The sequence below is a fragment of the Micromonospora sp. AKA38 genome, assembly GCF_027925725.1.
Taxonomy (GTDB): Bacteria; Actinomycetota; Actinomycetes; order Mycobacteriales; family Micromonosporaceae; genus Micromonospora.
The window spans coordinates 146,047-170,267 of sequence record NZ_BNEI01000001.1; the positions used below are offsets into that span (position 1 = coordinate 146,047).

Annotated in this window: 26 protein-coding genes; 11 read left to right on the forward strand and 15 right to left on the reverse strand. The window is 73.3% G+C overall.

The window, feature by feature from the left end:
- Positions 1-93 precede the first annotated feature (93 nt).
- Positions 94-3,324, forward strand: coding sequence for an LppU/SCO3897 family protein (locus TPA0908_RS00730; RefSeq protein ID WP_281933677.1), 3,231 nt, complete (start codon positions 94-96; stop codon positions 3,322-3,324).
- 53 nt (positions 3,325-3,377) lie between these two features.
- On the opposite strand, the gene TPA0908_RS00735 is transcribed toward TPA0908_RS00730, so the two are convergent.
- Positions 3,378-3,569: a DUF397 domain-containing protein gene (locus tag TPA0908_RS00735; protein WP_281933679.1), complete on the reverse strand. Its 192-nt coding sequence runs from the start codon at positions 3,567-3,569 to the stop codon at positions 3,378-3,380.
- Positions 3,560-4,327 (reverse strand): DUF5753 domain-containing protein, encoded by a 768-nt coding sequence (locus TPA0908_RS00740; protein WP_281933680.1) that lies wholly within the window; start codon positions 4,325-4,327, stop codon positions 3,560-3,562. The genes TPA0908_RS00735 and TPA0908_RS00740 overlap by 10 nt, the downstream gene beginning before the upstream one ends.
- A 469-nt stretch (positions 4,328-4,796) precedes the next feature.
- Between TPA0908_RS00740 and TPA0908_RS00745 the strand changes: the two genes are divergently transcribed.
- Together TPA0908_RS00745 and TPA0908_RS00750 are read left to right on the forward strand one after the other, a co-directional pair.
- Positions 4,797-5,117 carry a hypothetical protein gene (locus tag TPA0908_RS00745; RefSeq protein ID WP_281933681.1) on the forward strand — a complete coding sequence of 107 codons (321 nt, stop codon included), beginning with the start codon at positions 4,797-4,799 and terminating at the stop codon, positions 5,115-5,117.
- Positions 5,117-5,470, forward strand: coding sequence for a hypothetical protein (locus tag TPA0908_RS00750; RefSeq protein WP_281933683.1), 354 nt, complete (start codon positions 5,117-5,119; stop codon positions 5,468-5,470). The genes TPA0908_RS00745 and TPA0908_RS00750 overlap by 1 nt, the downstream gene beginning before the upstream one ends.
- 452 nt (positions 5,471-5,922) lie before the next feature.
- On the opposite strand, the gene TPA0908_RS00755 is transcribed toward TPA0908_RS00750, so the two are convergent.
- Positions 5,923-6,843, reverse strand: coding sequence for a hypothetical protein (locus TPA0908_RS00755; RefSeq protein ID WP_281933684.1), 921 nt, complete (start codon positions 6,841-6,843; stop codon positions 5,923-5,925).
- Between the two features lie 113 nt (positions 6,844-6,956).
- Between TPA0908_RS00755 and TPA0908_RS00760 the strand changes: the two genes are divergently transcribed.
- On the forward strand, positions 6,957-7,202 hold the full coding sequence (locus TPA0908_RS00760; protein WP_281933685.1) for a hypothetical protein: 246 nt from the start codon (positions 6,957-6,959) through the stop codon (positions 7,200-7,202).
- 54 nt (positions 7,203-7,256) lie between these two features.
- On the opposite strand, the gene TPA0908_RS00765 is transcribed toward TPA0908_RS00760, so the two are convergent.
- The gene (locus tag TPA0908_RS00765) at positions 7,257-7,838 is read right to left on the reverse strand and encodes a hypothetical protein (protein ID WP_281933686.1); all 582 of its coding nucleotides are present in this window, start codon (positions 7,836-7,838) and stop codon (positions 7,257-7,259) included.
- Positions 7,839-7,999: 161 nt separating this feature from the next.
- Here TPA0908_RS00765 and TPA0908_RS00770 point away from each other — a divergent pair, with 161 nt between their 5' ends.
- Positions 8,000-9,841, forward strand: a complete 1,842-nt coding sequence (locus TPA0908_RS00770) for an NHL domain-containing thioredoxin family protein (RefSeq protein WP_281933688.1) — start codon at positions 8,000-8,002, stop codon at positions 9,839-9,841.
- Between the two features lie 62 nt (positions 9,842-9,903).
- On the opposite strand, the gene TPA0908_RS00775 is transcribed toward TPA0908_RS00770, so the two are convergent.
- From TPA0908_RS00775 to TPA0908_RS00785, 3 genes are read right to left on the reverse strand one after another with little or no spacing between them, the layout of a single operon-like run.
- On the reverse strand, positions 9,904-10,653 hold the full coding sequence (locus tag TPA0908_RS00775) for a LamB/YcsF family protein (RefSeq protein WP_281933690.1): 750 nt from the start codon (positions 10,651-10,653) through the stop codon (positions 9,904-9,906).
- A complete protein-coding gene (locus TPA0908_RS00780) occupies positions 10,628-11,557 on the reverse strand; it encodes a 5-oxoprolinase subunit C family protein (protein ID WP_281933692.1) in 930 nt (309 codons plus the stop codon). Before TPA0908_RS00780 ends, TPA0908_RS00775 begins: the two co-directional genes overlap by 26 nt.
- On the reverse strand, positions 11,554-12,168 hold the full coding sequence (locus tag TPA0908_RS00785; protein WP_281933694.1) for a 5-oxoprolinase subunit B family protein: 615 nt from the start codon (positions 12,166-12,168) through the stop codon (positions 11,554-11,556). Before TPA0908_RS00785 ends, TPA0908_RS00780 begins: the two co-directional genes overlap by 4 nt.
- Positions 12,169-12,243: 75 nt before the next feature.
- Between TPA0908_RS00785 and trhA the strand changes: the two genes are divergently transcribed.
- Positions 12,244-12,921, forward strand: coding sequence for a PAQR family membrane homeostasis protein TrhA (gene trhA / locus TPA0908_RS00790; protein WP_281933696.1), 678 nt, complete (start codon positions 12,244-12,246; stop codon positions 12,919-12,921).
- A gap of 75 nt (positions 12,922-12,996) precedes the next feature.
- Here the strand turns inward: trhA and TPA0908_RS00795 are convergent, their stop codons facing one another.
- Positions 12,997-13,287 carry a DUF6458 family protein gene (locus TPA0908_RS00795; RefSeq protein ID WP_107158212.1) on the reverse strand — a complete coding sequence of 97 codons (291 nt, stop codon included), beginning with the start codon at positions 13,285-13,287 and terminating at the stop codon, positions 12,997-12,999.
- Between the two features lie 115 nt (positions 13,288-13,402).
- Between TPA0908_RS00795 and TPA0908_RS00800 the strand changes: the two genes are divergently transcribed.
- Positions 13,403-13,933 carry a SixA phosphatase family protein gene (locus TPA0908_RS00800; RefSeq protein ID WP_281933699.1) on the forward strand — a complete coding sequence of 177 codons (531 nt, stop codon included), beginning with the start codon at positions 13,403-13,405 and terminating at the stop codon, positions 13,931-13,933.
- 73 nt (positions 13,934-14,006) lie between these two features.
- On the opposite strand, the gene TPA0908_RS00805 is transcribed toward TPA0908_RS00800, so the two are convergent.
- The 4 genes from TPA0908_RS00805 to TPA0908_RS00820 form a co-directional block, all read right to left on the reverse strand.
- Positions 14,007-14,276, reverse strand: a complete 270-nt coding sequence (locus TPA0908_RS00805; RefSeq protein ID WP_013283345.1) for a DUF6458 family protein — start codon at positions 14,274-14,276, stop codon at positions 14,007-14,009.
- A gap of 171 nt (positions 14,277-14,447) precedes the next feature.
- Positions 14,448-16,304, reverse strand: a complete 1,857-nt coding sequence (locus TPA0908_RS00810) for an acyl-CoA dehydrogenase (protein ID WP_281933701.1) — start codon at positions 16,302-16,304, stop codon at positions 14,448-14,450.
- A 116-nt stretch (positions 16,305-16,420) separates the two neighbouring features.
- Positions 16,421-17,548: a PP2C family protein-serine/threonine phosphatase gene (locus TPA0908_RS00815; RefSeq protein WP_281933703.1), complete on the reverse strand. Its 1,128-nt coding sequence runs from the start codon at positions 17,546-17,548 to the stop codon at positions 16,421-16,423.
- A gap of 67 nt (positions 17,549-17,615) precedes the next feature.
- Positions 17,616-18,251 carry a septal ring lytic transglycosylase RlpA family protein gene (locus TPA0908_RS00820; RefSeq protein ID WP_281933705.1) on the reverse strand — a complete coding sequence of 212 codons (636 nt, stop codon included), beginning with the start codon at positions 18,249-18,251 and terminating at the stop codon, positions 17,616-17,618.
- A 167-nt stretch (positions 18,252-18,418) separates the two neighbouring features.
- Here TPA0908_RS00820 and TPA0908_RS00825 point away from each other — a divergent pair, with 167 nt between their 5' ends.
- Together TPA0908_RS00825 and TPA0908_RS00830 are read left to right on the forward strand one after the other, a co-directional pair.
- Positions 18,419-18,958: a phosphoribosyltransferase family protein gene (locus TPA0908_RS00825; RefSeq protein WP_281933706.1), complete on the forward strand. Its 540-nt coding sequence runs from the start codon at positions 18,419-18,421 to the stop codon at positions 18,956-18,958.
- A gap of 41 nt (positions 18,959-18,999) precedes the next feature.
- Positions 19,000-20,022, forward strand: a complete 1,023-nt coding sequence (locus TPA0908_RS00830) for a questin oxidase family protein (protein WP_281933707.1) — start codon at positions 19,000-19,002, stop codon at positions 20,020-20,022.
- A gap of 76 nt (positions 20,023-20,098) precedes the next feature.
- Here the strand turns inward: TPA0908_RS00830 and TPA0908_RS00835 are convergent, their stop codons facing one another.
- Together TPA0908_RS00835 and TPA0908_RS00840 are read right to left on the reverse strand one after the other, a co-directional pair.
- Complete coding sequence (locus TPA0908_RS00835) at positions 20,099-20,980, reverse strand: LLM class flavin-dependent oxidoreductase (RefSeq protein WP_281933708.1); 882 nt, start codon at positions 20,978-20,980, stop codon at positions 20,099-20,101.
- A 30-nt stretch (positions 20,981-21,010) separates the two neighbouring features.
- Positions 21,011-22,066, reverse strand: coding sequence for a MerR family transcriptional regulator (locus TPA0908_RS00840; protein ID WP_281933710.1), 1,056 nt, complete (start codon positions 22,064-22,066; stop codon positions 21,011-21,013).
- 125 nt (positions 22,067-22,191) lie between these two features.
- Between TPA0908_RS00840 and TPA0908_RS00845 the strand changes: the two genes are divergently transcribed.
- The gene (locus TPA0908_RS00845; RefSeq protein ID WP_281934620.1) at positions 22,192-22,512 is read left to right on the forward strand and encodes a PadR family transcriptional regulator; all 321 of its coding nucleotides are present in this window, start codon (positions 22,192-22,194) and stop codon (positions 22,510-22,512) included.
- Between the two features lie 39 nt (positions 22,513-22,551).
- A complete protein-coding gene (locus tag TPA0908_RS00850; protein WP_281933712.1) occupies positions 22,552-23,625 on the forward strand; it encodes a hypothetical protein in 1,074 nt (357 codons plus the stop codon).
- Here the strand turns inward: TPA0908_RS00850 and TPA0908_RS00855 are convergent.
- Positions 23,612-24,172 carry an NUDIX hydrolase gene (locus TPA0908_RS00855; protein ID WP_281933714.1) on the reverse strand — a complete coding sequence of 187 codons (561 nt, stop codon included), beginning with the start codon at positions 24,170-24,172 and terminating at the stop codon, positions 23,612-23,614. The two genes, TPA0908_RS00850 and TPA0908_RS00855, sit on opposite strands and share 14 nt — an antisense overlap.
- Positions 24,173-24,221: the final 49 nt, after the last annotated feature.

Sequence of the window (24,221 nt, forward strand, 5' to 3'; positions counted from 1 at the left end):
CCGCACGGCCGGTACCCGCCGGCGACGCCGGCAGCCATGCCGACGGTCCCCGGCCGGCATCGGCGGTCGACCTGTGATGGAGGAGGAGCACCCATGACGTCCGAGGCTCCGCACCACCCCGGCCAGGAGCCGGGCGAGGTGTCGCCGGGCACCGGCGGACCGGTGCCGTACGGTGACCAGCCGGCGCAGCAGGACAACGGGTACAACGGCACGCCCGACCTCGGCTGGGCCCCGCCCCCGCCGGCCGGTCGGCCCGCCCCGCCGGCTCCGGCCTGGGCCGCGGCCGACGACCAGCCGCCCGCCTGGGCCCCGCCCGCCGGCCAGCACGTCACCGGTCGCGCCACCGCCCAGGTGCCCCCGCCCGCCGAGTCGGGCGGCCGGGGCGCACAGCCCGCCTGGGCCGGCCCCGAGCAGGGCGCACCGGCCTGGGCCGGCTCCGGTCCGGGTGCTCCCGGGTGGGGGCCGGGCGAGTCGGCCCGCCCGGACGCGTCCGGCGAGCCGGCGCCGCCGGCCTGGGCCCCGACGTCGGGCGGTCCCGCCGAACCGGCGCCGCCCGCCTGGGCCACCGAGCAGCATCGTCCCGCCCGCGGCGCCGCCGGGGAGCAGCCCGCCTGGGCGCAGCCCGAGACGGGCGCGCGGGGCACCGGCTACGTCCCGGCGCCGGCCACCGTGCCGAACGAGTCCTGGGTCACCCCCGCCGGCTCGGACGACCCGCACCGCTCCGGCGGGTTCACCCCTGCCGCGCAGCAGGGCGACGACGCCGGCCACTCCGGAGGCTGGGCCGTCGGCACCGCCGCCCAGTCGGACGACCCGAACCGTTCCGGCGGCTGGAACCGCCGCGACGAGCAGCCCGGGGCGCAGCCGGACGACCGGTCCGGCGGTTGGGCCCCACGTGACACCCAGCCGGCCTGGGTTCCGCCCGGCCAGCAGAGCGGAGCCACCTGGCCTCCGCCCGAGCCGACCGCCCGGGCCGCCGCCAAGGTCTCCGTGCCCGGCGCCGTCCGGCCCGAGCAGGCGTGGTCCACTCCGGAGCAGTCCGACCAGGACAGCCGCTCCACCCGCACCGAGGACGACCCGCACCGCTCCGGCGGTTGGCAGGCGGCCGGCGGGCAGCAGCACGACGATTCGGCCCGATCCGGCGGCTGGCCCGCCCCGCAGGGAGAGAACCGGGTGGGCGGCCGGGACGGTTCCACTCGGGACGACGACCCGGACCGCTCCGGCGGTTGGGCCGCCGGCGGGCGCGCCGCCGTCGCGTCCGAGGTCCCGCAGCCAGCCGGCTGGGGCGAGTCGAATCAGCCCCACCCCGCGGGCTGGAACGACGCCCCCGCCCGGCCTCGGCGCGACGGCGACGACCAGGCCGGTGGCTGGAACGACGCTCCCGCGATGCCGCAACGTGACGCCGATGACCAGGCCGCCGGCCGCCACGCTCCGGCGTTGCCGCAGCGTGGCGGCGAGGGACCGGCCGGCGGTTGGGGCGGCGCCGCAGCCGGGCCGCAGCAGCGGGAGACCGAGCGGCCGGCGGAGGAGCCGGCCCGGCCCGGGTGGGGCGGCAACCAGGACGAGCGGGCGTCCGCCGAACCCTGGTCGCCCGCCGAGGCGTGGGGCCACGCCGACGAGGCACAGCCGGCACCGTCGCGCGGCTGGCAGCCCGCCGAGGACGGACCGGTCTACCAGCCCGCGCCCGCACCGGGCATCTCACCCGGCCACGCGGTACCGCTGCCCGCACAGAGCCAGCGGGTGCCGGGGGCCGCACTGGCGGCCTCACCGCCCGCCGACCATGCCGTCGCCGCGCAGTTCGGCCCGGCCGAGCGTGCACCCCAGGCGTACGAGCCGGAGCGTGGTGACGCCGGCTGGGGCGCCGCCCGGTCCGCACCTGAGGAGCCGCAGTCGCCGGCCGGTCCGGTCCTTCCCGGCCCGCGCACCTCGCCCGAGGCCGGCGCCGCCGGTCCGGTCTCGGCCAGCGCCTCCGTCCCGGTGGCCAGCCGGGTCACCCCGCCGGCCGACCAGTCGGCACATCCGACCGCCGCGTCCGCGCCGCAGCCCCGGGTGTACGGCCGGCCGACCCGACCGGAGCCCGAGGACGCCCCGGAGGCGGACGACGCGCACGGCTACCCCGGCCAGGACGCTCCGTCGGCCTTCGCCGGCCCGCAGGCCCGACCGGACGACGGACCCGGCTTCGGGTCGCCGTCCCGAACCGACGACGGACACGGCTACGGCGGGTCCCCGTCCCGTGGCGACGACGGACACGGCTTCGGATCCTCCTCCCGTGGCGACGACGGACACGGCTTCGCCGGGCCGCGGGGGCGTGCTGACGACGCACCCAACTTCGCCGGCCAGCAGTTCCGCTCCGACGACGCACCCGGCTTCGGCGGACCGCACTCCCGGCCGGACGACGCGCCCGCCTTCGGTGGTCCGCAGTCGCGGCCCGACGGTCCGCACGGCTACCCCGGTCAGGACGGTCCGCCCGGCTACGGCGGGCCGCAGTCCCGGTCCGACGACGACCCGCGCGGATTCGGCGACCGGCCGTCCTCGCCGGCCGGCCCGCCGCCGTTCCCGGTCGGTGTGCCGTCCTTCATGGACCCGCCCGGCAACAACCGCCCCGCCAACGGGGTGCACCCGCAGGACGACGAGCAGCCCGGCGGGTCACGCGACTCCTTCGGCGGCCAGCAGAACCCGTTCGGCGGTCCGGGCGGCCACCAGGACGCGTTCGGGGGCCCGGGTGGCCGTCAGGACGCGTACGGCGGTCCCGGTGGCCGTCCCGACCCGTTCGGCGGTCCGGGTGGCCAGCAGGACGCGTACGGTCCGACTGCTGGTGGGCGTGCCTCGGTCGCCGTACCGGGTCAGGGTCCGGCGGGTGAGCCGGGCGGCTTCCCTCCCGCCTTCCCGCCGCCGTCCCCGCAGGCCCCGCCGGCCTGGTCCCCGGAGGGTCCGGCCGACGACTCGGATCAGGGCCGCTTCGACGCGTTCAAGCCGGACGCCGAGCCGAAGACCGAGGCGCCCGCGCCGAAGGTGCGCAACGGTCGGGTGCTGGCTCTGGTGCTCATCGCGGCCGTGCTGATCCTCGCCGTGCCGCTCGGCCTGCTCACGCTGCTCGGCAAGATCGGCGGTGACGACAAGCCGGCGGGCTTCGACCCGGCGGTCGGCTCCTGCATCAAGCAGACCGGCACGACCGCCGCGGCTGCCGACTGCGGTGAGCAGGGCGCGTTCACCGTGGTGTCGAAGGTGGACAACAAGGACAAGTGCGCCGACCTGTCCCAGCCCACTGTCGTCCTCCAGGGCGGCGGCACCAACCGGGTGCTCTGCCTGAAGCCGGCCGGCCAGTAACCCTCACGCGAAGCGCCCGTCCCAACACGGGACGGGCGCTTCGTGTGGTCGTGTCAGCCGCGGTCGGCGACCTGGGCGACGAACGCCCGCCAGGAAGCCGGCTCAAAGGCGAGCGCCGGGCCGGTCAGGTCCTTCGAGTCCCGCACGCCAACGACGCCGGGAAGGTTGTCGGCGACCTCGACACAGTCGCCACCGTTGCCGCCACTCTTCGTGCTCTTGCGCCACTGTGCGCCGGTCAGGTCCATGATGCTGCCGCTTCTCTCAGAAGGTCCAAGGAATGCCCTCGGGGAAGTGCCTCGCCGCGGATGCGTTCCCACCGTCGTTCAAGCGTAGCAATCTCGGTAGCCTGGTCGATGATTTGCGCTCTTGCCTGGCTGTCGACGTGCGCCGCTCGCGTGCCGTCGGGCAGCTCGGCGAGCGTGAAGGGCCCGTCGAGCCCGGGATACGTCGCGGTGTCACGCGGCACGACGTGAAGCTGAACGTTCGGCATCTCGGCGCAGTTCAGGAGGTGGGCGAGCTGGGCCGCCATGAGCGCCCGGTCCCCTGCGGCGGCACGCCGGATCACCTGCTCATCAATCACCGCAACGAATAGTGGGCCCTGGTCGCCGGTCAGGATCGCTTGCCGCTCCAGCCGCGCGGCTACCAGCTCGCCGACTTGGTCTTGCGAAAGGGGCTGACCGCCCAACGTCGCGCGGGCGTACGCCTCGGTCTGGAGAAGACCCGGCACCCACGCGAGTTGGAACGCGCGCAGTGCGACTGACTCCCGCTCGATGTCGACCCACGGGCGGAACCACACGGGCTCACGGCGCTTGTGCGCGTCTGGCCAAAGTTCCGCGGGCTCCTTTTGGAGGATTCTCGCGACCTCGGCACGATGCCGGCTCTGGGGGATACGTCCCGGGTTGGCCCAACGGGCGACGGTCTTCGGGTGAAGGTCAAGCCGACCTGCCAAGCTTTCGGCCGTCTCGCTCGCCTCTGCCATCGCAGCGATAAAGGCGTGATTCATGCCTGGTCCCTTCCAGAGCCAAGAGAACGTCCCACAGAAATCATCTAACGCTGTGTGATTGTCAAGCAACCCGAAGCAATGTTCTCTGTAGACGGCGCGGCCGGTGGGACGAGGGGCCCGGTGACCGTGTCAGTCAGGGGACCGCCTCGTCCGGTAGGCACCAGCGCGGGGCGGTCCCCCTCCCAGTTCTACGAGAGGAGCGCGCTATGCCCAGGGAGAAGCTGAAGCTCTACCGGACTGCCGTCCTGTCCTCCCGATTCCACCGTCCGCGCCTGCGCCTGGTCCCGCCCGGCCTGGCCTGCTCCTGCGGCCTGATGACCTGGCGCTGCTGCATGAGGCTGCGCCGCCGCGCCCAATTGACTCCGATCTACCCGCCGCCCCCGCCGCCGGCCCGCCGGCTCGCGAACAGTCGCGCGTGGATGTCCTCCCCGGCGGCAACGACCCTCTTCCGCCGCAACGGTGACCTCCGGTGACCGCGCCACGCCGCCCGGTCGGCGCACCCGCCGCCCCCCTGTTCTGTTCCGGCGACGTGCTTCACCTGACCCGCTCGGCGTCCCCGCAGTTCGTTTGCCCGATCGTGGTTCGCGTGATTCGTACGCTGGACTGGTCCACGTACGACGGGTGGTGCTGGGTAGACGGCTACCAGCTCGGCCCGGACGGTGCCGCGACCGCCCGCCGGTCCCTGTTCGTGCGGACCGAGGGCGTGTTTCGCCTGACCGATCGCCCGCCGGTACAGAAGCCGCTGATGCGCCGCCCGGTTCCCCGCACACCCGTTCGGGCGGGTGCCTGATGAAGGCCCTCACCGACAGGCACGACCCGGCCCGCCCGGAGTGGACGTGCACGGCCACCGAACACCCCTGGCCGTGCACGGTCGCCCGAACGGCCCTCCTCGCCCAGTTCGCCAACGACCGCCGAGGGCTGATCCTCCACCTCGGCGCGCGCCTCGCCGACGCGATCGACGACTTCGCCGCGCAGACCCACGGCGACGTCCCGCCCGGCCTGACGGACCGCTTCATGGGGTGGGTCCCCGAACTACCCGAGGAGCCCGCCGAGCGGGAAGGGGCGTGCGCGTCCCTGAGAGGGCCTAGAAAATCGATCAGGGCCGGAGATAGGGCCGAGGCTGCCGCCCTTCAGAAGTTCTAAAGGCCGCAACCGCGAGCACACTGCGCTGGTCGCGACCGGCAACACTCTCGCGGCCCGTCGGTCCTCTGGAGGTCTATCGCCTCCGCGATGGCCGGTACCGGACCGCGTCGGCTGTGCTGACCCTCGGCGGATCGGTGTCACGTACGCCTCTCCCGCCGCCCCGTCGCGCAGGCTGGGCCGCGTTGGTACGGCACCGTGGGGTGATGACCGCACGCGTACGCGCCCCCGAGCTGCAGGGCCGAGCCTGTCGCCGCGTGCCCGGCCCACCCCCTGACCGCCTAGCCCACACCGTCCGGACCCGCCCCACTCGGGCCCGGAACAGGTGGGCCCGCGATCTCTTCACTAAGCTCCGCCGCGACGTCGCGACCCGCGACGACGACAGAGCATGACCCCTGCGAGGTGCCCCCTTCGACCCCCTCACAGCACCGAAGCGGTGTGGGCGGACGACAGGGCTAAAAGGGCGGTTCGAGATTCCGCTTCCGGTACAGACTTAACGCCACCGCTACCGCATCATAAAATGACTCACCGTCTACCCACGTCTTATCTGCGATATGGCTCCCAAGGTGTTCCTGCCTTGCCAGAGCGTCGACGGAAACGCCGTAGCGTGGAGCATTGCCGTAGGTCATTAGCCCGTGCTCTGTGATTACCCACTGCGGCGGGCACACCTGCCAGATGGGCCGACGGTCGACGTCGGCCTGCGCCACCATTAGCGCCTCAGTCAAGCCTTCGAAGAGAGCTTTAACGTCAAGATGAGGTTCCGTTGTCTTCCGCTGTAGGACGCGGCCCAATCGAACGAGGACTGTCTCAACCTCGTCCTTACCGCTCCAGGGCACTACCTCCAGCGCCGTACCGTCGAATTCTTCAACCGTGAAAGTGATCTCCTCATCGCCCCGGAAGTAATCGGGTTCTTCGTTGAAGCCAATCTGAACGTACAACTGCCGGTCTTCGGACACGCAGACGCGGGGCCCGCGACGCTGTGAGATGAGCCCAAGTTCGTTCGCGCGCACCAGCGCTCGCAACACCGCATCGCGTGTCGGGGCGCTCCCGAGCGCTTCGAACGCCTCCGCGTCCGCGCGACTCTCTTGGGCGAGACGGGAAGTCACCGAGGCGGCAATGTCATCGATCCGCCGCTCTACGCCCTGCTCGAACGTCTCGACACGATCCACCAAGGCCTGAACGCTGGACTGTGTCTCTGAACCCACCTGTTCAATGCGTTGGTCTAGGCGCTTGGTCAAGAGGTAGACGGGCACGACCAAGATCACAGATGCGCCGATGTTGACAAGCACCCCGGAAGCCCAGTTCCCGAGCCCGTCCGAGGTCAACACGTAGCCGCCGAGTAAGGCACTGACGCCGGCGGCGGTGGCGATGCTCACCCACAGGGGAAGGCCGCGAGGCCGCTTCAGACGCACCAGGCAATTCTGCCTGTAGTTGGCAACACCCCCGCACCCCGGCAAGGGGCTTGCTTGGTCGGGCTAGCCTCGGGCCCGTGCTAAGACCAATCAAAGCGCTACGCGAAACCTCCGACGATGAACTCATCGCCGAGCACGATAAGATCGCAATACACACCGTTGTTGGGACGGCCTACTACGTGGACGAGTTGGAGCGCCGGGAGCGCCGCCGCGCAATCGAAGCATCAGACCGCCTCGCCCGCCGCGCCTACCGGCTGGCCTGGTCCAACACCCTACTTGCGCTGGTTGCCGCAGTCGCCGCGATCGTCGCCCTGTTCAAGTAAGAAGCCCTCGCAGCCGGACCGCGCCCGGCTGCGAGGGCTTCCTGCGTTACCCGCCTACGATGCCCGCTGACCTGAGGGCGTCGAGCCCCGCAACTGCGGGCGCATCGACGCATCGCGCTCGCGCTTGAAGTAAAGGGCGTGGAGGCACCACTCCACCGAACTACCGTCCCGGAGATGCTGCGCGATCGTCTTGCCGTGGACCTCGGCGAAGAGATCGTCCGTCCGGAGACCGTTATCCACAAGCCTCATCACCTCGGCGAAGCGCAGCGGATCGACGCCCTTGTCCAGCCACTTCTTGACCCTGTCAACGTCGTGGTTCGAGAGGTGGGCCCATGCCGCGACGACCTCGGCCCGGCTCGCGCCGGCTGTCGTCCAATCGACTAGCTCGCCGATGTGGTGATCGATGCGCTTGACAGCGATCGCGCGATCACGGTCACCGTTACGGGGCCTCGGGTCGTTCCCGCGCCGCCGCCAACGCTCACGTTCGCGCCGGTTGAGACCGAGCGCGCGCAATCCCGATTCGAGATCGTCGTTCTTCTTCAGGGCCAAGTCCGCCCCCGCCGCGCCATTTTCGGCGCGACGACCAAGGAGATTTTCTCGGATGCGAAGAAGCTCCTCGTCCTCACCGTCGTGCAACTTACCTCCATCATCAGTACAGGTGTCTGATTGTAGGCGGTACGTCACGCGAGGAGAAAGCCTCGCCGCCGACCTGGGCGAACCGCGCCGTCGCCGCGACTGACCGCGGCCCCTGTCGACCTGGCGGACGTCCTCGGTATCGGCGTGACAGTCTGGCGTGCATGGCAACCTCATCCCGCGTCCGCGCGCCCGAACTACGGGGCCGCGCTTGGCTGAACACTGGCGGACGAAACCTGACATTGCGGGACCTGAGAGGTCGCTGCGTCATCCTAGATTTCTGGACCTTCTGCTGCATCAACTGCCTGCACGTGCTGGACGAACTGCGCCCGCTCGAGGAGAAGTACGGCGACGTGCTGGTCGTGATCGGGGTGCACTCGCCGAAGTTCGAGCACGAGAAGGACCCGGACGCGCTGGCCGCGGCCGTCGAGCGGTACGGCGTGCACCACCCGGTGCTCGACGACCCCGAGATGGACATGTGGCAGCAGTACGCGGCGAAGGCCTGGCCGACGCTGTCGGTGGTCGACCCGGAGGGCTACGTGGTGGCCACCATGGCCGGCGAGGGGCACGCCGAAGGGCTGGCCCGGCTGGTCGACGACCTGATCGCCACGCACGAGGCGAAGGGCACGCTGCACCGGGGCGAGGGCCCGTACGTCCCGCCGGCCGAGCCGGAGACGGCGTTGCGCTTCCCCGGCAAGGTCGTCCCGCTCGACGGCGGCAACCTGCTGGTCTCCGACTCGGCCCGGCACTCCCTGGTCGAGCTGGCGCCGGACGCGGAGACCGTGGTGCGCCGGATCGGCGCGGGCACCCGTGGACGCACCGACGGCCCGGCGGCCGGCGCGACGTTCGCCGAGCCGCAGGGGCTCTGCCTGCTGCCCCCGCACGTGGCCGAGGTGGCCGGCTACGACCTGGTCGTCGCGGACACGGTCAACCACCTGCTGCGCGGCGTACGGCTGGAGACCGGCGAGGTGGTCACCGTGGCCGGCACCGGGCGGCAGTGGCGCTCGTCGGTCGACGACCACGCGCACGACGCGCGCGCCGTCGACCTTTCCTCCCCCTGGGACGTGGCCTGGTACGACGACCGGGTGGTCGTGGCGATGGCCGGCATCCACCAGCTCTGGTGGTTCGACCCGATCAAGCGGACCGCCGGCATGTACGCCGGCACCACGGTCGAGGCGCTGCGGGACGGTCCACTGCCGGACGTCTGGATGGCTCAACCGTCCGGCTTGTCCGTCTCGGCGGACGGTTCTCGGCTCTGGATCGCCGACAGCGAGACCAGCGCGGTCCGCTGGGTCGAGGCGGGCGAGATGCACACCGCCGTGGGTCAGGGGCTGTTCGACTTCGGGCACGTCGACGGCCCGGCCGATCAGGCGTTGCTCCAGCATCCGCTGGGCGTGTGCGCGCTCCCGGACGGCTCGGTGCTGGTCGCGGACACGTACAACGGCGCGGTGCGCCGCTTCGATCCGGCGACCGGCCAGGTCGCGACCGTGGCCGACGGGTTGGCCGAACCGAGCGACCTGGTGGTCACCCCGGCGGGCGAGGTGCTGGTGGTCGAGTCGGCCGCGCACCGGTTGACCCGGCTGGCACCCGGCGCGTTGACGGCGGCCGGCGCGAGCACGGTGGCGGGCGCGCGGCACCGGATGGAGCGCAAGCCCACGGACGTGGCGGCCGGGGAGCTGACGCTTGACGTGATCTTCACACCGGCGCCGGGGCAGAAGCTCGACGACACGTACGGGCCGTCGACCCGGCTGGTGGTCTCGGCGTCCCCGCCGGAGCTGCTGGTCGACGGCGCGGGCACGACCACCGACCTGTCCCGGCGGCTGGTGGTCAGCGGGGACGTGACGCAGGGGGTGTTGCAGGTGACCGCCCAGGCGGCGACCTGTGACGCCGACATCGAGCACGCCGCCTGCCACCTGACCCGGCAGGACTGGGGCGTACCGGTCCGGGTGGTCACCGACGGCGCCACCCGTCTCCCGCTGGTGCTGCGCGGCCTCGACGAGTCCTGAGCCGACGAGCGTTAGGAGGGGCCCCCTGTTATGCGTCAGGCGTTAACAGGGGGCCCCTCCTTTCACGCGAACGGAGTGAGCGTGACCCCCGCGTCGACGAGTGCGGCGCGGACCAGCTCCGCGCACCGCACCGCGCCGGGTGTGTCGCCGTGCAGGCAGATCGACTCGACGGGGCAGGAGACCACGCTGCCGTCGACCGCGACCACGGTCCGCTCGACGGCCATCCGGACGGCCCGCACGGCGACCTGGTCCGGGTCGGTCACCAGCGCGTTCGGGGCGCCGCGCGGCACCAGTGCCCCGTTGGGCAGGTAGTTGCGGTCGGCGAAGCCCTCGGCCACCACCCGCAGGCCGGCGCCGACCGCGAGCTGGGCGAGCACGGTGCCGGGCTGGCAGAGCACCGGCAGCTCGTGGTCGTACCCGCTGATCGCCGCCACCAGCGCGGCGGCCTGGGCCTCGTCGCACGCCGCCGCGTGGTAGAGCGCGCCGTGCGGCTTGAGGTAGCGCACCCGGGTCCGGTAGAGCCGGCAGAACGCGTCGAGCGCCCCGAGCTGGTAGATCGTCTCGTCCCGCAGCTCGGCGAAGTCGTAGGCGATGTGCCGGCGGCCGAAGCCGGCGAGGTCCCGGTAGCCGACCTGCGCGCCGACCGCGACGCCGCGTTCGGCGGCGGCGGCGCACACCCGGTGCATGGTGGCCGCGTCCCCGGCGTGAAAGCCGCAGGCCACGTTGGCGGAGCTGATCAGCCCGAGCAGCGCCTCGTCGTCGCCGAGCCGCCAGCTACCGAATCCCTCACCGAGGTCCGCGTTGAGGTCCATGGAACCTCACCGTAGTCCCCGGGCGGGCCTGGGCGAGCGCTGTCACGTCGTCCACCACCCCGATGACCGGGTAGCCACCGGTGGTGGGGTGGTCGGCCAGGAAGATCAGCGGCTGGCCGTTCGGCGGCACCTGCACCGCGCCGAGCACCAGGCCCTCGCTCGGCAGTTCGCCGGCCACCGCGCGGGGCAGGGCGGCGCCGGCCAGCCGCGCGCCGACCCGGTTGCTGTCCGACCCGACGGTGTACGCGCTGCCGTGCAGCAGGTCGAGCGCGGCGGGCGTGAACCAGTCCTGCCGGGGGCCGGGGCGCACGGCCAGCGACACCTCGGTCGGCACCGGCGGGGTGACGGTGAGGTCCACCGGGGGCGGCGGGCCGGCCGGTGCGCCCAGCGGCAGCCGGTCCCCGTCGCGCAGCGGCGGCGGCCCGAGGCCGGAGAGCGTGTCGGTGGACCGGCTGCCGAGCACCGGTTCGACGGTGATCCCGCCGCTGACGGCCAGCCAGGTCCGGACCCCGGCGCGGGCCGGACCGATCCGCAGCACCGCGCCGGCCGGCAACGACAGCGGTCGCCCGACGTCGCCGGGGCGTCGCTCGACCTCGCCGCGGCGGGGCCCGGTTGGGCGCGCCTCGGCGGGCCCGGGGGCGGCGGTCCGCGAACGCCGCTCGACGAGCACGTCGGCGGGGGCGCCGGTGAGCGCCACGGTGACCGCCCGGGTGACGCGCAGCACGCACCCGGTCAGGGTGATCTCCAGGCCGGCGGCGTGCTCCGGGTTGCCGACGAGGCGGTTGGCCAGGCGCAGGGCGGCCGGGTCGAGCGCGCCGGACCGGGGCACGCCGAGGTGCGCCCAGCCGGGCCGGCCCTGGTCCTGGACGGTGGTGAGCGCGCCGGCCCGCAGCACCTCGATCATGGCGCGTCGACGAACCGGACCCGGGTGCCGGGCGTGAGCCGGGCCGGCGGGTCGGCACGCACGTCGAAGAGGGTCAGCTCGGTCCGCCCGACCAGCAGCCAGCCGCCGGGTGAGGCGGCGGGGTAGATGCCCGCGTACGGGCCGGCCAACGCGACCGAGCCGGCCGGCACCCGGGTACGCGGGGAGGCGAGGCGCGGCACGGCCAGCTCGGGCGGGAGGCCGGTGAGGTAGGCGAACCCGGGCGCGAAGCCGCAGAACGCGACGCGGAACTCGGTACGCCGCAGCCGGTCGACCACGGTCGGCACGTCGACGCCCCAGTGGCCGGCGACGGTGGGCAGGTCTGCCCCGTCGTACGCCACGGGCACCCGGACCTCGGCGGCGGCGGTGCCGGCGGCGGCGTTCCGGGGGTGCCAGCCGGCGATCCGTGCGGCGGTGGCCGCCGGGTCGGGCACGCCGTCGAGCAGCACGGTGACCGCGGCGGGAACGATCTCGTCGGCGGCCAGCTCGCCGGCCGCGCGCCGGTGCCACAGCTCGGCGCGCCACGCCTCGACCTGGTCGGGGTCGTCGCAGTCGAGGAGCAGGGCGTGCGCCCCGACGGGCCTGATCCGCATCCGGTCATCCTCGCGTCGTCGGGCGTGACGGTCCACACTACTTGCAAGTAACCTACGGTGGCGTAACCTGAGGAGGTGACCACCTCCGCACCGCTCCGGCTCCGGCCGGTCGACATCGGAAAGCCGCGCATGCGCGGCTGGCTCCACGCGTACGCGTTCTTCGCCGCGCTCGCCTGCGGCATCGTCCTCTGCTCCATCGCCGCCACCCGGCCCGGCTGGGCACCGCTGGTGAGCTGCCTGATCTACAGCCTCACCGTGTGCGGCCTCTTCGGCACCAGCGCGCTCTACCACCGGCGGGTCTGGTCCGAACGCGGCTACCAGATCATGCGCCGGATGGACCACTCGATGATCTTCTTGTTCATCGCCGGCACCTACACCCCGTTCTGTGCGCTGCTGCTGGACACCCGGCACGCCACGATCATGCTCAGCCTGGTCTGGGGCGGCGCGCTGGCCGGCGTCGCGGTCAAGCTGATCTGGCCGCACGCGCCCCGCTGGGTCTCCGCCCCGCTCTATCTGGCGCTGGGCTGGGTGGCGGTGGCGATGCTGCCGGAGATCCTGCACTCCGGCGGCGTCACCGCGCTGGTGCTGCTGAGCGTGGGGGGCGCGATCTACAGCGTGGGCGCGGTGTTCTACGCGCTGCGCCGGCCGAACCCGTGGCCCACCGTCTTCGGCCACCACGAGTTCTTCCACGCGTGCACGCTGGTCGCGGCGATCTGCCACCACATCGCGATCTACTTCGCGCTGTTCGCCTGAGCCGACCCACCCGAACCGGGCCGGGACATGCGCGAGGGCCCCGCGCCGTTGCGGGGCCCTCGGGTCTCGGGTGGGTCAGGCCGGGTAGCCCGAGCCCGGGCGGCGCACCTCGCGGTACTCCTCGCGCACGACCCGGTCGCCCTGCACCGGCACCACCGGCTCGGCGACGACCTGCTGACGCACCGGCGCGGCGACCACGCGGCGGCGGCTGTTCCAGAAGTAGAGCGTCGTGAGCAGACCGGCGAGACCGGCGAGCATGAGCACCCAGCCCACCACGTTGAGGTTCAGCCATCCCAGGTTGGCGTCGATGGCGAACGCGAAGATCGCGCCGAGCGCGATGAGGAAGATGCTGGCACCGATGCCCATGACGTCGCCTCCTTGGCGTCCTGCTGGCGTTTCTGCCCGCCGCGGCCATGGATGAGGTAGCGGCACACATCGACATACCCACGCGCCCCGATCGCCAATCAGGCAAGCTGGGCGGATGACGGACGGCAGGAACCGGCAGCGGACGTTGGTGCTGTTGCGGCACGCCAAGGCCGAGCAGTCCCGGGACGCCCCGGACGCGGAACGACCGCTGACCGCGCGGGGTCACGCCGACGCCGCGGCGGCCGGCGCCTGGCTGGCCCGGCACGGGCTGCTCCCCGACGTGGTGCTCTGCTCGCCGGCCCGACGCACCCGGCAGACCTGGCACGGGGTGGCGCTGGGCCTGGCCGGGTCCCCACCGGAGGGCGGCCCGGCGGGCCCGGCCCCCGCCGTCCGCTACGAGCCGACCGCGTACGAGGCGCACCCGGACGAGCTGCTGGAGCTGGTCCGGTCGGTGGACCCGACGGCCGGCACGGTGCTGCTGGTCGCACACAATCCGGGCATCTCGCTGCTCTCGGCGCTGCTCGACCCGGAGCGGGCGGATCCGGAGGGCCTGCGCACCACCGACCTGGTGGTGCACGAGCCGGCCGGCGCATGGACGCAGCTCTCCCAAGCCCCGCTAACCACCCGCCACACCGCCCGCGGCTGAGGTGCAAGGCCGGGCCCCCTGTTAACGCATTCGGTAGAGGCGAGCGCCCCGCTTGACTGTGCGGGCGGGGCGGTCAGGAAGGCGGGGCGGTGGGCGGCGGCGGGTCGGGCGGCGGCGGCATCATCGCGGTCGGGTGGGAGAGCCGGTTCTCCTCCACGATGAGCGTGCGGGCCCGCTTGCGACGGTCCTGCCAGAACCACAACGTGGTCAGCAGGACGCCCAGCCCGGCCAGGATGAAGACCCAGCCGACCGCGCGCAGGTCGATCCACCAGACGTTGGCCCGGATGGCGAAGGTCATGATCGCGCCGAGCGCGATGAGAAAGATGGCGCTGCCAATGCCCATGTGCGCTGCACTCCCCCGTGCGGTGGCCCTTGGGCGTACTCCGGTCGTGGTCCGCGACGGTTACCCGCCCACCGGCCGGCCTATCCACCTCCGGCGCCACCAACGACGACGGCCGGCGGGCTGTCGCCCACCGGCCGTCGAGGTGAAAGGGGAGGAAGTGCCCGCGAGGGCTTAGAACGCCTCCTCCGGAAGGTCCATGATCTCCAGGTCGGCGCCCTCGATGATCCGCCGGTCGGCGCCGATGCGGGGCAGCACCTCGCGGGCGAAGAACCGGGCAGCGGCCACCTTGCCGGTGTAGAACGCCTTGTCGCTGGCGGAGACCTCACCGGCCAGCGCCTTCAACGCCACGTCCGCCTGCTTCTGGAGCAGCCAGCCGACCACCAGGTCACCGATCGCGAGCAGGAACCGGCGGCTGCTCAGGCCGACCTTGTAGAGCGCGCGGGCGTCGCCGGCCTGGGCCTCGCCCAGCCACCCGGTCATCACACCGATCATGTTCTGGATCTCGGCGAGCGCCTTGCCGAGCGCCTGCCGCTCCTCCTTGAGCTGGCCGTTGCCGGCCTCGGAGGCGATGTGCTCCTGGATCTCACCGGCGACCGCCATCAGCGCCTTGCCGTTGTCCCGGACGATCTTCCGGAAGATCAGGTCGAGGCTCTGGATGGCCGTGGTGCCCTCGTACAGGGTGTCGATCTTGGCGTCCCGGACGTACTGCTCCAGCGGGTAGTCCTGGAGGAAGCCGGAGCCACCGAACGTCTGGAGCGACTCGTGCCCGAGCAGCTCGTACGCCCGCTCCGAGCCGACGCCCTTGACCAACGGCAGCAGCAGGTCGTTGACCCGCTTGGCCAGCCTGGTGGCCTTCTCGTCGCCGGCCGCCTCGGCGAGCGCGACCTTGTCCTGCCAGCTCGCGGTGTAGCAGACCAGCGCGCGCAGGCCCTCGGCGTACGACTTCTGCATCAGCAGCGAGCGGCGCACGTCCGGGTGGTGGGTGATGGTCACCCGCGGCGCGGTCTTGTCGGCCTGCTGGATCAGGTCGGCGCCCTGCACGCGGTTCTTGGCGTACTCCAGCGCGTTCAGGTAGCCGGTGGAGAGCGTGGCGATGGCCTTGGTGCCGACCATCATCCGGGCGTACTCGATAATCATGAACATCTGGCGAATGCCGTCGTGCTTCTCGCCCAGCAGCCAGCCCTTGGCCGGTACGCCGTGCTCGCCGAAGGTCACCTCGCAGGTGTTGGAGACCTTCAGGCCCATCTTGTGCTCGACGTTGGTGGCGTAGACGCCGTTGCGCTCGCCCAGCTCACCGGTCTCGGCGTCGAAGTGGAACTTCGGCACCACGAAGAGGGACAGGCCCTTCGTGCCGGGGCCGCCGACGCCCTCCACGCCGACCGGACGGGCCAGCACGTAGTGGACGATGTTGTCGCTCAGGTCGTGCTCACCGCTGGTGATGAAGCGCTTGACGCCCTCGATGTGCCACGTGCCGTCCGGCTGCTGGACAGCCCGGGTGCGGCCGGCACCCACGTCCGAGCCGGCGTCCGGCTCGGTCAGCACCATGGTCGAGCCCCACTGCTTCTCGATGAACAGCCGGGCCCACTTCTGCTGCTCCTCGGTGCCCTCGACGTGCAGCACGTGCGCGAAGGACGGGCCGGAGGCGTACATCCAGACCGGGGCGTTGGCCCCGAGCACCAGCTCGGCCAGGGACCACCAGAGCGCGCGGGGGGCGTTCGTGCCGCCGAGCGCCTCCGGCAGGTCGAGGCGCCAGAACTCGGAGTCCATGAACGCCTGGTACGACTTCTTGAACGACTCGGGCAGCGGCGCGGTGTGCGTGGCCGGGTCGAAGACCGGCGGGTTGCGGTCGCTGTCGGAATAGCTGGCGGCGAGGTCCTCGCGGGCCAGGCGGTCGACCTCGGAGAGGAAGCTACGGGCGGTGTCGACGTCCAGGTCCGTGTACGGCTCCTGGCCGAACGTCCGGTCCGCCCCGAACACCTCGAACAGGTTGAATTCGAGGTCCCGAAGGTTGCTCTTGTAGTGGGTCATGCTCGCTGGCCCCGCTTCCGGACAGGTGTTACCGATCAGTAACTCCAGACTGTATTACTCACCGGTAGGCAACGACAACCCGATCTCGGAAGTGACAGCGATTACACACTTCCCATTCACCCGTCGGCGGCGCCGACCTCCCAGCTCGGCACCGGGGCCGCCGCCGCGCTGCGCGGGCCGGTGTACTCCATCAGGACCAGCGCGATGTCGTCGTCGAGCCGGTCCTGCACCCACTCGACCAGGGCGGTCTCCAGCGAGGCGAGCCCGTCGCCGACCGTCCCGTGACCGAGCAGTCGCCAGGCGCGGTCGGCGGTCGGGAAGAACTCGCCGTCCCGCCGGGCCTCGCCCAGCCCGTCGGTGAACAGCAGCAGCCGGTCGCCCGGCTCCAGCCGCTCCACCCGGGGCCGGACCACCGGCATGAAGCCCAGCGGCGGCGCCGGGGCCGGCGGCTCCAGCGGGATCACCGCGCCGCGGCGCAGCAACAGCGGCGGCGGGTGTCCACAGTTGACGATGGTGAGCGTGCCGCCGCGCTCCTCGACCAGCGCGGCGGTGACGAAGTCCTCGTCGCCGACGTTGCGGGCCACCGCCCGGTCCAGGTCGGTCACCACCGCGCGCAGGTCGGCCCGCTCGTAGGCCACGTGCCGGTAGGAACCGAGCACGATGCTTGCCAACCGGACCGCGTCCAGCCCCTTCCCGCGGACGTCCCCGATGATCATCCGGACGCCGTACGGGGTGTCCATCACCTCGTACAGATCGCCGCCGATCTCGGCGGTGGCCGTGGAGGAGATGTAGCGCGCGGCCACCGCCAGCGTGCCGACCTGCGGACCGAGCGGACGCAGCACCGCCTGCTGGGCGACCGCGGCGAGCCGGGTCAGCTCGGCGATCCGCTCCGTCTGACGCTGCCGCACGGCCGCCGTGGCGGCGGAGATCGCGGTGGCCAGCACGATGGCGGCCACGCTGACGGCGGTCACCAGCGGCATGCCCTTCTCGGCCGCGGCGAAGGCGACCCCGGCCGCGGTGGCCAGCGCCCCCACGGCCAGCACCACCCGCCAGGAGGCCAGCGCGCCGGCGAGGACGGGCGCGGCGGCCATCAGCGCGAGGTAGTGCACCGGCCGGCCGTCGGCCGCCTCCGCCGCCGACACGATCGCGAGCAGCGCGAGGGCCGCGCCGAGGCCGGCGCGGGATCCGGGGCTCAGCGGGCCGCGGCCCGGCTGGAAGGGTTGCGTACGTACATCGGACAGCATGCCTGATGGATGTGAACCGGAGAACGAACGCGGCCCGTCCGTCGCGGAAGTTCTGCCGGACCGGCTGTCAGCCGAGCACCTCGTAGCGGACGTCCACCTCGCCGAGACCGGTCGAGGCGATGGCCGCGAACGCGGCGCGGGACAGGTCGATGCACCGGCCGTCGATGTAAGGGCCCCGGTCGTTGATCCGGACCACCACGGACTTGCCGTTGGCCGGGTTGGTGACCCGGACCCGGGTGTTGAACGGCAGCGTCTTGTGCGCCGCGGTCAGCGCGTCCGGGTCGAACGTCTCGCCGTTCGCGGTCATCTGGCCCTCGTCGTAGAAGGACGCGCCGCAGGAGCCGCTCTCCACCACCTTCGGGGCGGCGGTCTTCTTCTTCGTCGCGGTCGGCTTCGGCGCCGCGGTCCGGGTCTTGCCCCGGGACGCCGGCTGGGTGCGGGTCGGCTTCGGGCTCGGGGTGGCCTTCGGCGACGGGCTCCGGCTCGCGGTGGCGGAGGCGCTCGGCGACGGCGCGGCCGAGGTGGGGGCCGCCGTGCTGGGCGGGGCCTCGACCAGGGCCGGCGCGGCGGGCGGCTCGGCGGCGGTGAGCTGCACCGCGCCGACGGTGCCGCCGACCGCGAGCGCCACGCCGACCGCCGCGGTGGCAGCGATGCCGGCCGGCGAGGAGAACAATCTGCGGGTACGAAGGTGCCTAGCAGCCACCGGGCCGGTCCTTTCGTCAACTCAACAAACCGGCCCGGACCGTAACGAGAGAAGCACTTCCGACGTCAACGTGATCATGGTGGTATGGCCGCATTTGCTGTGCTACGTGTAGCCGATCAAGCCACGGCCGTTGGGCCGAACGGTGGACGGGTGGGCAGGATGGAGGCGTGCTGAACCGTCGCCTGGTCGAACTGTTCCGCTGGGCCGACCCCGGGCCGGACAGCAGCCACCTGGTCAGCGACCTCTCCGGCTGGTGGCGTGACCCCGAGGTGCTCGCAGAGGTCGGGCCGGCGCTGGCCGGCCTGCACCCCGACGCGCGCCCGACCGTGGTGGTCGCCCCCGAGGTGACCGGGCTGCTCCTCGGCCCGCTGGTCGCGGTGGCCGCCGGCGCCGGGTTCCTGCCCGCGTACAAGGACGGTGGCGAGCGACGCCGGATCGGGCCGACGCGGTGGGCCGGGACCCCGCCGGACCACCGGGGGCAGCGGCTCCGGATCGGCGTGGACGGCCGGCGACTCGGCCCCGGCGACCGGGTGCTGCTGGTGGACGACTGGGTCGACACCGGCGCGCAACTGGACGCGCTGTGCCGGCTGGTGCGCGACGCCGACGCCGAGCCGGTCGGCGCCGCCGCGCTGGTCGCCACCTGCCCGGCGGCCGTCCGCGCGCGACTGCGGGTCCGCGCGCTGCTCACCGGCGACGACCTGCCCTGAGGGGTTGACCTCAAGCATGCTTCAACCCCGACCATCGGCGGATGGACGACGGCATCCTCGACGAGGCGTACCACCGACTGCACCGCACCGGCCCCGAGTTCGAAGGCTGGCTCTCCAACCACGGGCCGATGGCCGCCGAGGCGCTGGTCCGGCACGGGCAGGGCGCCCGCGTACACCGCTGGCTCGACGGCTACCTGCGCCGGCTCGACGACCTGCCCCGGGGGCTGCGGCCGATCGACGACTGGCGGGCCGCGCTCGGTGACCCGAAGCGGGCCGGCGACTGGCTCGACCACTTCGACCGCGAGCTGCGCGACCGGCCGTGGCGGGAGGTGCTCGGCGAATGGTGGCCCCGGCTGCTCCCCGGGATCGCGGCCGGCGCCACCCACGGCGTGATCCGGGTCGGACACGCGGTGCGGGTGCTACACACCGACGGGGAGACCCCGGAGCGCCGCGCCGAGCTGGGCCAGGCGCTCGGCTACTGGGCGGCCCGCTGGCAGCCGGTCCCCGGCGCCGGCCCGCTCACCGGTCACGCCGACGTCGCGGCGGCACTGGCCGGGGTGCCCCGGATCGCGGACCGCAGCGGCGGCATCCGGGAGCGACTGGGCCGGCTGACCGGGGAGCCCGGCTGGTCGACAGCGGTCACGGCGCTGCGTCCGCCGACCGACCCGGACCGGGCGGCCGGCACGCTCACCGAGGTGGTGCACCGCGCCGCGCTGGACTACCTGCGGTTCGGGCACGGCGAGCCGGTGATGCTGGTGCACGCGGTCACCGCGCCGACCGCGGTGCTGCGTACCCTGCCGGCCCTGGACCCGGCGCTGCGGGCGCCGAGCGTCGCCGCGGCCTGGGCCGCGACGGCGGCCGTGACCTCGGTGTACGCCGCACCCGCGCCGACCGCCGCCACGCCTGTCGACGGGCCCACCGATCCGGCCGAGGTGTTCGCCCGGGCGGCCCGGCACGGCGACGAACACGTGGTGAAGCTGGCCGACGCGGCGCTGGAGGCGTACGCGGCCACCGGCGACGAACGGGTGCTGGCCGCGCCCGGCCACGCCGCCCGTCTGATCTGACCGGTGTCAGGGCTGGTGTGAAGGAGGGGCCCCCTGCTAACGCATTCTGCATAACAGGGGGCCCCTCCTAACGCCTCTAGCCGACGCGGCGCAGCTCCGGCAGCAGCGCCGCCGCCTCGGTCAGCACCGCCTCGTCGCCGGCGTACCAACTGCTGGCCCGGGGCCAGTGCGTGATCACGTCGGTGAAGCCCAGCCGGGCCGCCCGGGCCGCCTGCTCCGCGAGGAAGTCCGCGCTGGTCAGCGAGAAGACCGGAGCCGAGTCGAGCGAGAGGTAGCGGTCCAGGGTGGCCGGGTCGCGGCCAGCCTGCTCCAGCGCCCGGGTCATCCGGTCGGACAGCTCCGCCACCGTGTCCCACCAGCCCGCCAGGTCGTCCCCGCCGAGGCCGGTGGTCACCCACCCCTGCCCGAACCGGGCGACCAGGCGCATCGACCGGGGACCGTTCGCGGCCAGCACGAACGGCACCCGGGGCTGCTGGACACAACCGGGGTTGTTGCGGGCGTCCACCGCCGCGAACCACTCCCCGCGCCACGTCGTGCCGTCCTCGCGCAGGATCAGGTCGAGCAGCTCGGTGAACTCCGCGAACCGGTCGACCCGCTGCCGGGGCGGCAGCGTCTCGCCGCCGAGCACGGCCGAGTCGAAGCCGATGCCGCCCGCGCCCAGCCCGAGCAGCACCCGCCCGCCGGAGACGTCGTCCAACGCGGTCACCTGCCGGGCGAACGCCGCCGGATGGCGGAAGTTCGGCGAGGCCACGAGCGTGCCGAGCCGGACCCGGGAGGTCACCGAGGCCGCCGCGGTCAGGGTCGTCCAGGAGTCGAACCACGGCCCGTCGACCAGGTCGCGCCAGCCCAGGTGGTCGTACGTCCAGGCGTGGTCGAAGCCCCACTCGTCCGCCTGCGCCCACCGCCGGCGCGCCTCCGACCAGCGTTGGTCCGGCAGGATCACGATGCCAATCCGCATGATCCCCAGCGTACGGCCCGGAGCGTCCCGCTACGTGGTCACGAGATCGGCCACCACACAGGCGATGTTGTCCGGCGCGCCCGCCGCGTACGCGAGATCGACGAGGTGCCCGACGGCGGTCTCCGGGTCGTCCGCCCCGGCCAGCGCGGCGTGCAGCGCGCCCGGGTCGACCACCGCGGCGAGGCCGTCCGAGCAGAGCAGGTAGCGGTCACCGGGCAGGGCGGTCCGCAGCGCCAGGTCCGCCTCCACCTCGCCGCCCGCGCCCAGTGCCCGGGCCAGCAGCGCCCGCTGCGGGTGCGCCCCGGCCTCGGCCGGCGTGAGCCGCCCCTGGTCGACGAGCGTCTGCACGTACGTGTGGTCCTGGGTGAGCCGGGACAGCTCGCCGCCCCGCAGCAGGTAGGCCCGGGTGTCCCCGACGTGCACCAGGGCGAGCCGGGTGCCCCGCCGGACGATCGCGGTGAGCGTGCTGGCCGGCCGGTCCGCGTCGGTGGCCTGCGCGCGTACCGCCCGGTCGGCCCGGCTCACCGCGTCGCCCAGCGCGGCGAGCAGATCGCCCGCCGGCGCGTCGGCCGCCGCCAACGGCCGCAGCGCGTCCACCGCCGCCGCGCTGGCGGTTGACCCGCCCGGACCGCGTACGCCGTCGGCGACCGCGAGCAGCGTGTCGCCGGCGTACGCGACGTCCTCGTTGGAGTCCCGGACCGCGCCGGTCTCGCAGCGCGCCGCGTACCGGAAGGTGTGCTCGGACATGATGGTGCCCCTCTCGCTGAGCTGGTCGACGAGGAGTGCGACGGCCCGGCCACGGGCCTCGGCGTCCGCGCTGACCCGCCGCCACCAGGCGTCCAGCGCCTCGGCGGCGGCCGGCGGCGGCAGCGCGCAGACGGCCCGGATCTCGGCCAACGGCATGCCGGCCCGGCGCAGCGCGGCGATCAGCCGCGCCCGGTCGAGCTGCTCCGGCGCGTAGTAGCGGTAACCGGAGTGCGGATCCACGGCGGCCGGCGGCAGCAGCCCGCAGTCGTCGTAGACGCGCAGCGCCTTGGCGGTCAGTCCGGCCGCGCGGGCGAACGCCCCGATGGTCAGCAGCCGCACGTCAGTCTCCTCCTCACGCCGGCCCCGGTGGGCCGGCCCGGATCACGTTGCGGCTTGCCGCAGGGGCCGGGTCAAGAGCGTTGACCATATATCGAAGACTTATATATGTTGTCGACATGACCCAGATGCGGGAGCCGACGTTCCTGATCCTCACCTCGCTCGCTGGCGGGCCGAGGCACGGCTACGGCATCACCCAGGAGGTCGCCACGCTCTCCGCCGGGCGGGTGAGCCTGCTGCCGGGCACGCTCTACACCGCGCTGGACCGGCTCACCGCCCAGCGCCTCGTCGAACCGGACCGCGAAGAAGTGGTGGACGGCCGGCTGCGTCGCTACTACCGCCTCACCGCGGCCGGCCTCGACGCGCTCACGGCCGAGACCGTCCGGCTACGCCAACTCGCCACCGTCGCCGAGACCCGGCTGCGGGCCCTGCGCCCCCGCACCGCCTGAACCGCCTCCCGCCCGCACCCGCAGACCGTAGGGGAGACCATGTCGCTCGCCCACCAGTACCGGCGGTTGCTCCTCGCCTACCCCCGCGCCTACCGGCGGGAACGCGGCCCGGAGATCCTGGGACTCCTGCTGGACTCGGCACCACCCGGGCGAACCCGACCCACGCTCCGCGAGGCCGCCGACCTGGTTCGCGGCGGGCTCCGCTGCCGGCTCGGCCGGCCCGCGAGCCGCACCGTCGTCGTCTGGGCGGCGCTGACGGCGTTGATCTGCGGACTGTTCACCGCCGCGCTCGCCGCCCGGCTCACCTGGGAGACGTCCCGGCCGCAGCCGGACCGGGCCGAGTTCGCCGCCGTCTTCACCGAGGCGTTCCCCGGCCACCGGCTGAGCGACGACGTGTCGACCGCGCCGGCGCTCTTCGTCTACTACAACCAGCCGCTGCGGCTCAGCCAGTGGCGTGGGCTCGTCCTCGGTGACGGTGGCGAATACCAGGAGGGCTCGGCATCCGGATCAGCATCCGGCCCGATGCCGACGCCCCCGGACCGCACGCTGGCGACGGCCACGCGACGACTGGAGGCCGACGGCTGGCAGGTGCCCGAGCCGACCTCGACAGTGCTCCAGACCTGCTATAACGCCAGGTGCGAGCGGGCCGGCGAGCCGGTCGAGACCGTGCTGGTCGCCCGGCGCGGCGACACCGTCCTGCGGGCCACCTTCAACGACCCCGACATCTACGGTTCGTACCTCTACGTGGAGGTTCAGCGGGCGACGCCGCCCGCCGTGCTCCCCGCCGCCGCTCTCGCCGGGCTGGTCGGCGGCGTCCTGGCCTGGCTGGCCTTCGGCTGGGCGAGCCGGCGCACCGACGGTCGACGTGGCGTGCCACTGCTGCTCGGCATCACCCTCATCCTCTGGTGGACGCCCGCGGTGCTCACCACCTTCTCCCTGGTCGGGCACCACCTGGACGAACCGCATCCGAGCTGGCATCCCCTCTGGGAGTGGCTCGGTCAGCCGGCGCTGTCGCTGTTCTTCCTGGTCGGCCTGGCCGGCGCGGCGACGCTGTCGGCCATCGCGCTCGTGCCGCGCCGCGAGCCGCATCCGCTGACGCTCAGCCCCGGGTGAGCTTGGCCAGCATCCGGCCCAGGTGCGGCTCGACCGTGCCGGCCGGCGCGTCGCCCACCTCGGCCGGCGTCCACCAGCGGACGCCCCGGAACTCGACCGGGTCGGGGGTGAACCGCTGCTCGCGGTGGGCGTCCAGCACGTACCAGAGGCTGACGTCGGTGTGCCGCTGCGCAGGCGGGCCGACCGTCTCGGTGACGGTGAGGAACGCCGGTCGCTCGCCGAACGGCGGTGCGAAGACCGCTGGTACGCCCAGTTCCTCCCGCAGCTCGCGGCGCACGGTGTGCACGGGGTGCTCGCCCGGCTCGACGTGACCGCCGCTGGGCAGCCACCGGCCGGCGTTGCGGTGGTCGACCAGCAGCACCGCGCCGTCGGACGGGTCGCGGAGCAGGAAGTAGGCGACCAGGTGCGGCGACGGGGTGCGCGGCTTGACCCGGCGGAAGATGTCCTCCGTGCCGGCCAGCCAGACCAACGCCGCCGCCCGGTGCCGGGCCTCCTGCTCGTCGCCCGGCGCCAACGCCTCGACCAGGGCCCGGATCTCGTCGCGCATCCCGCGATGCTGCCATCCGGGTACGACGGGCGCCGGCGACTAGCCTGGC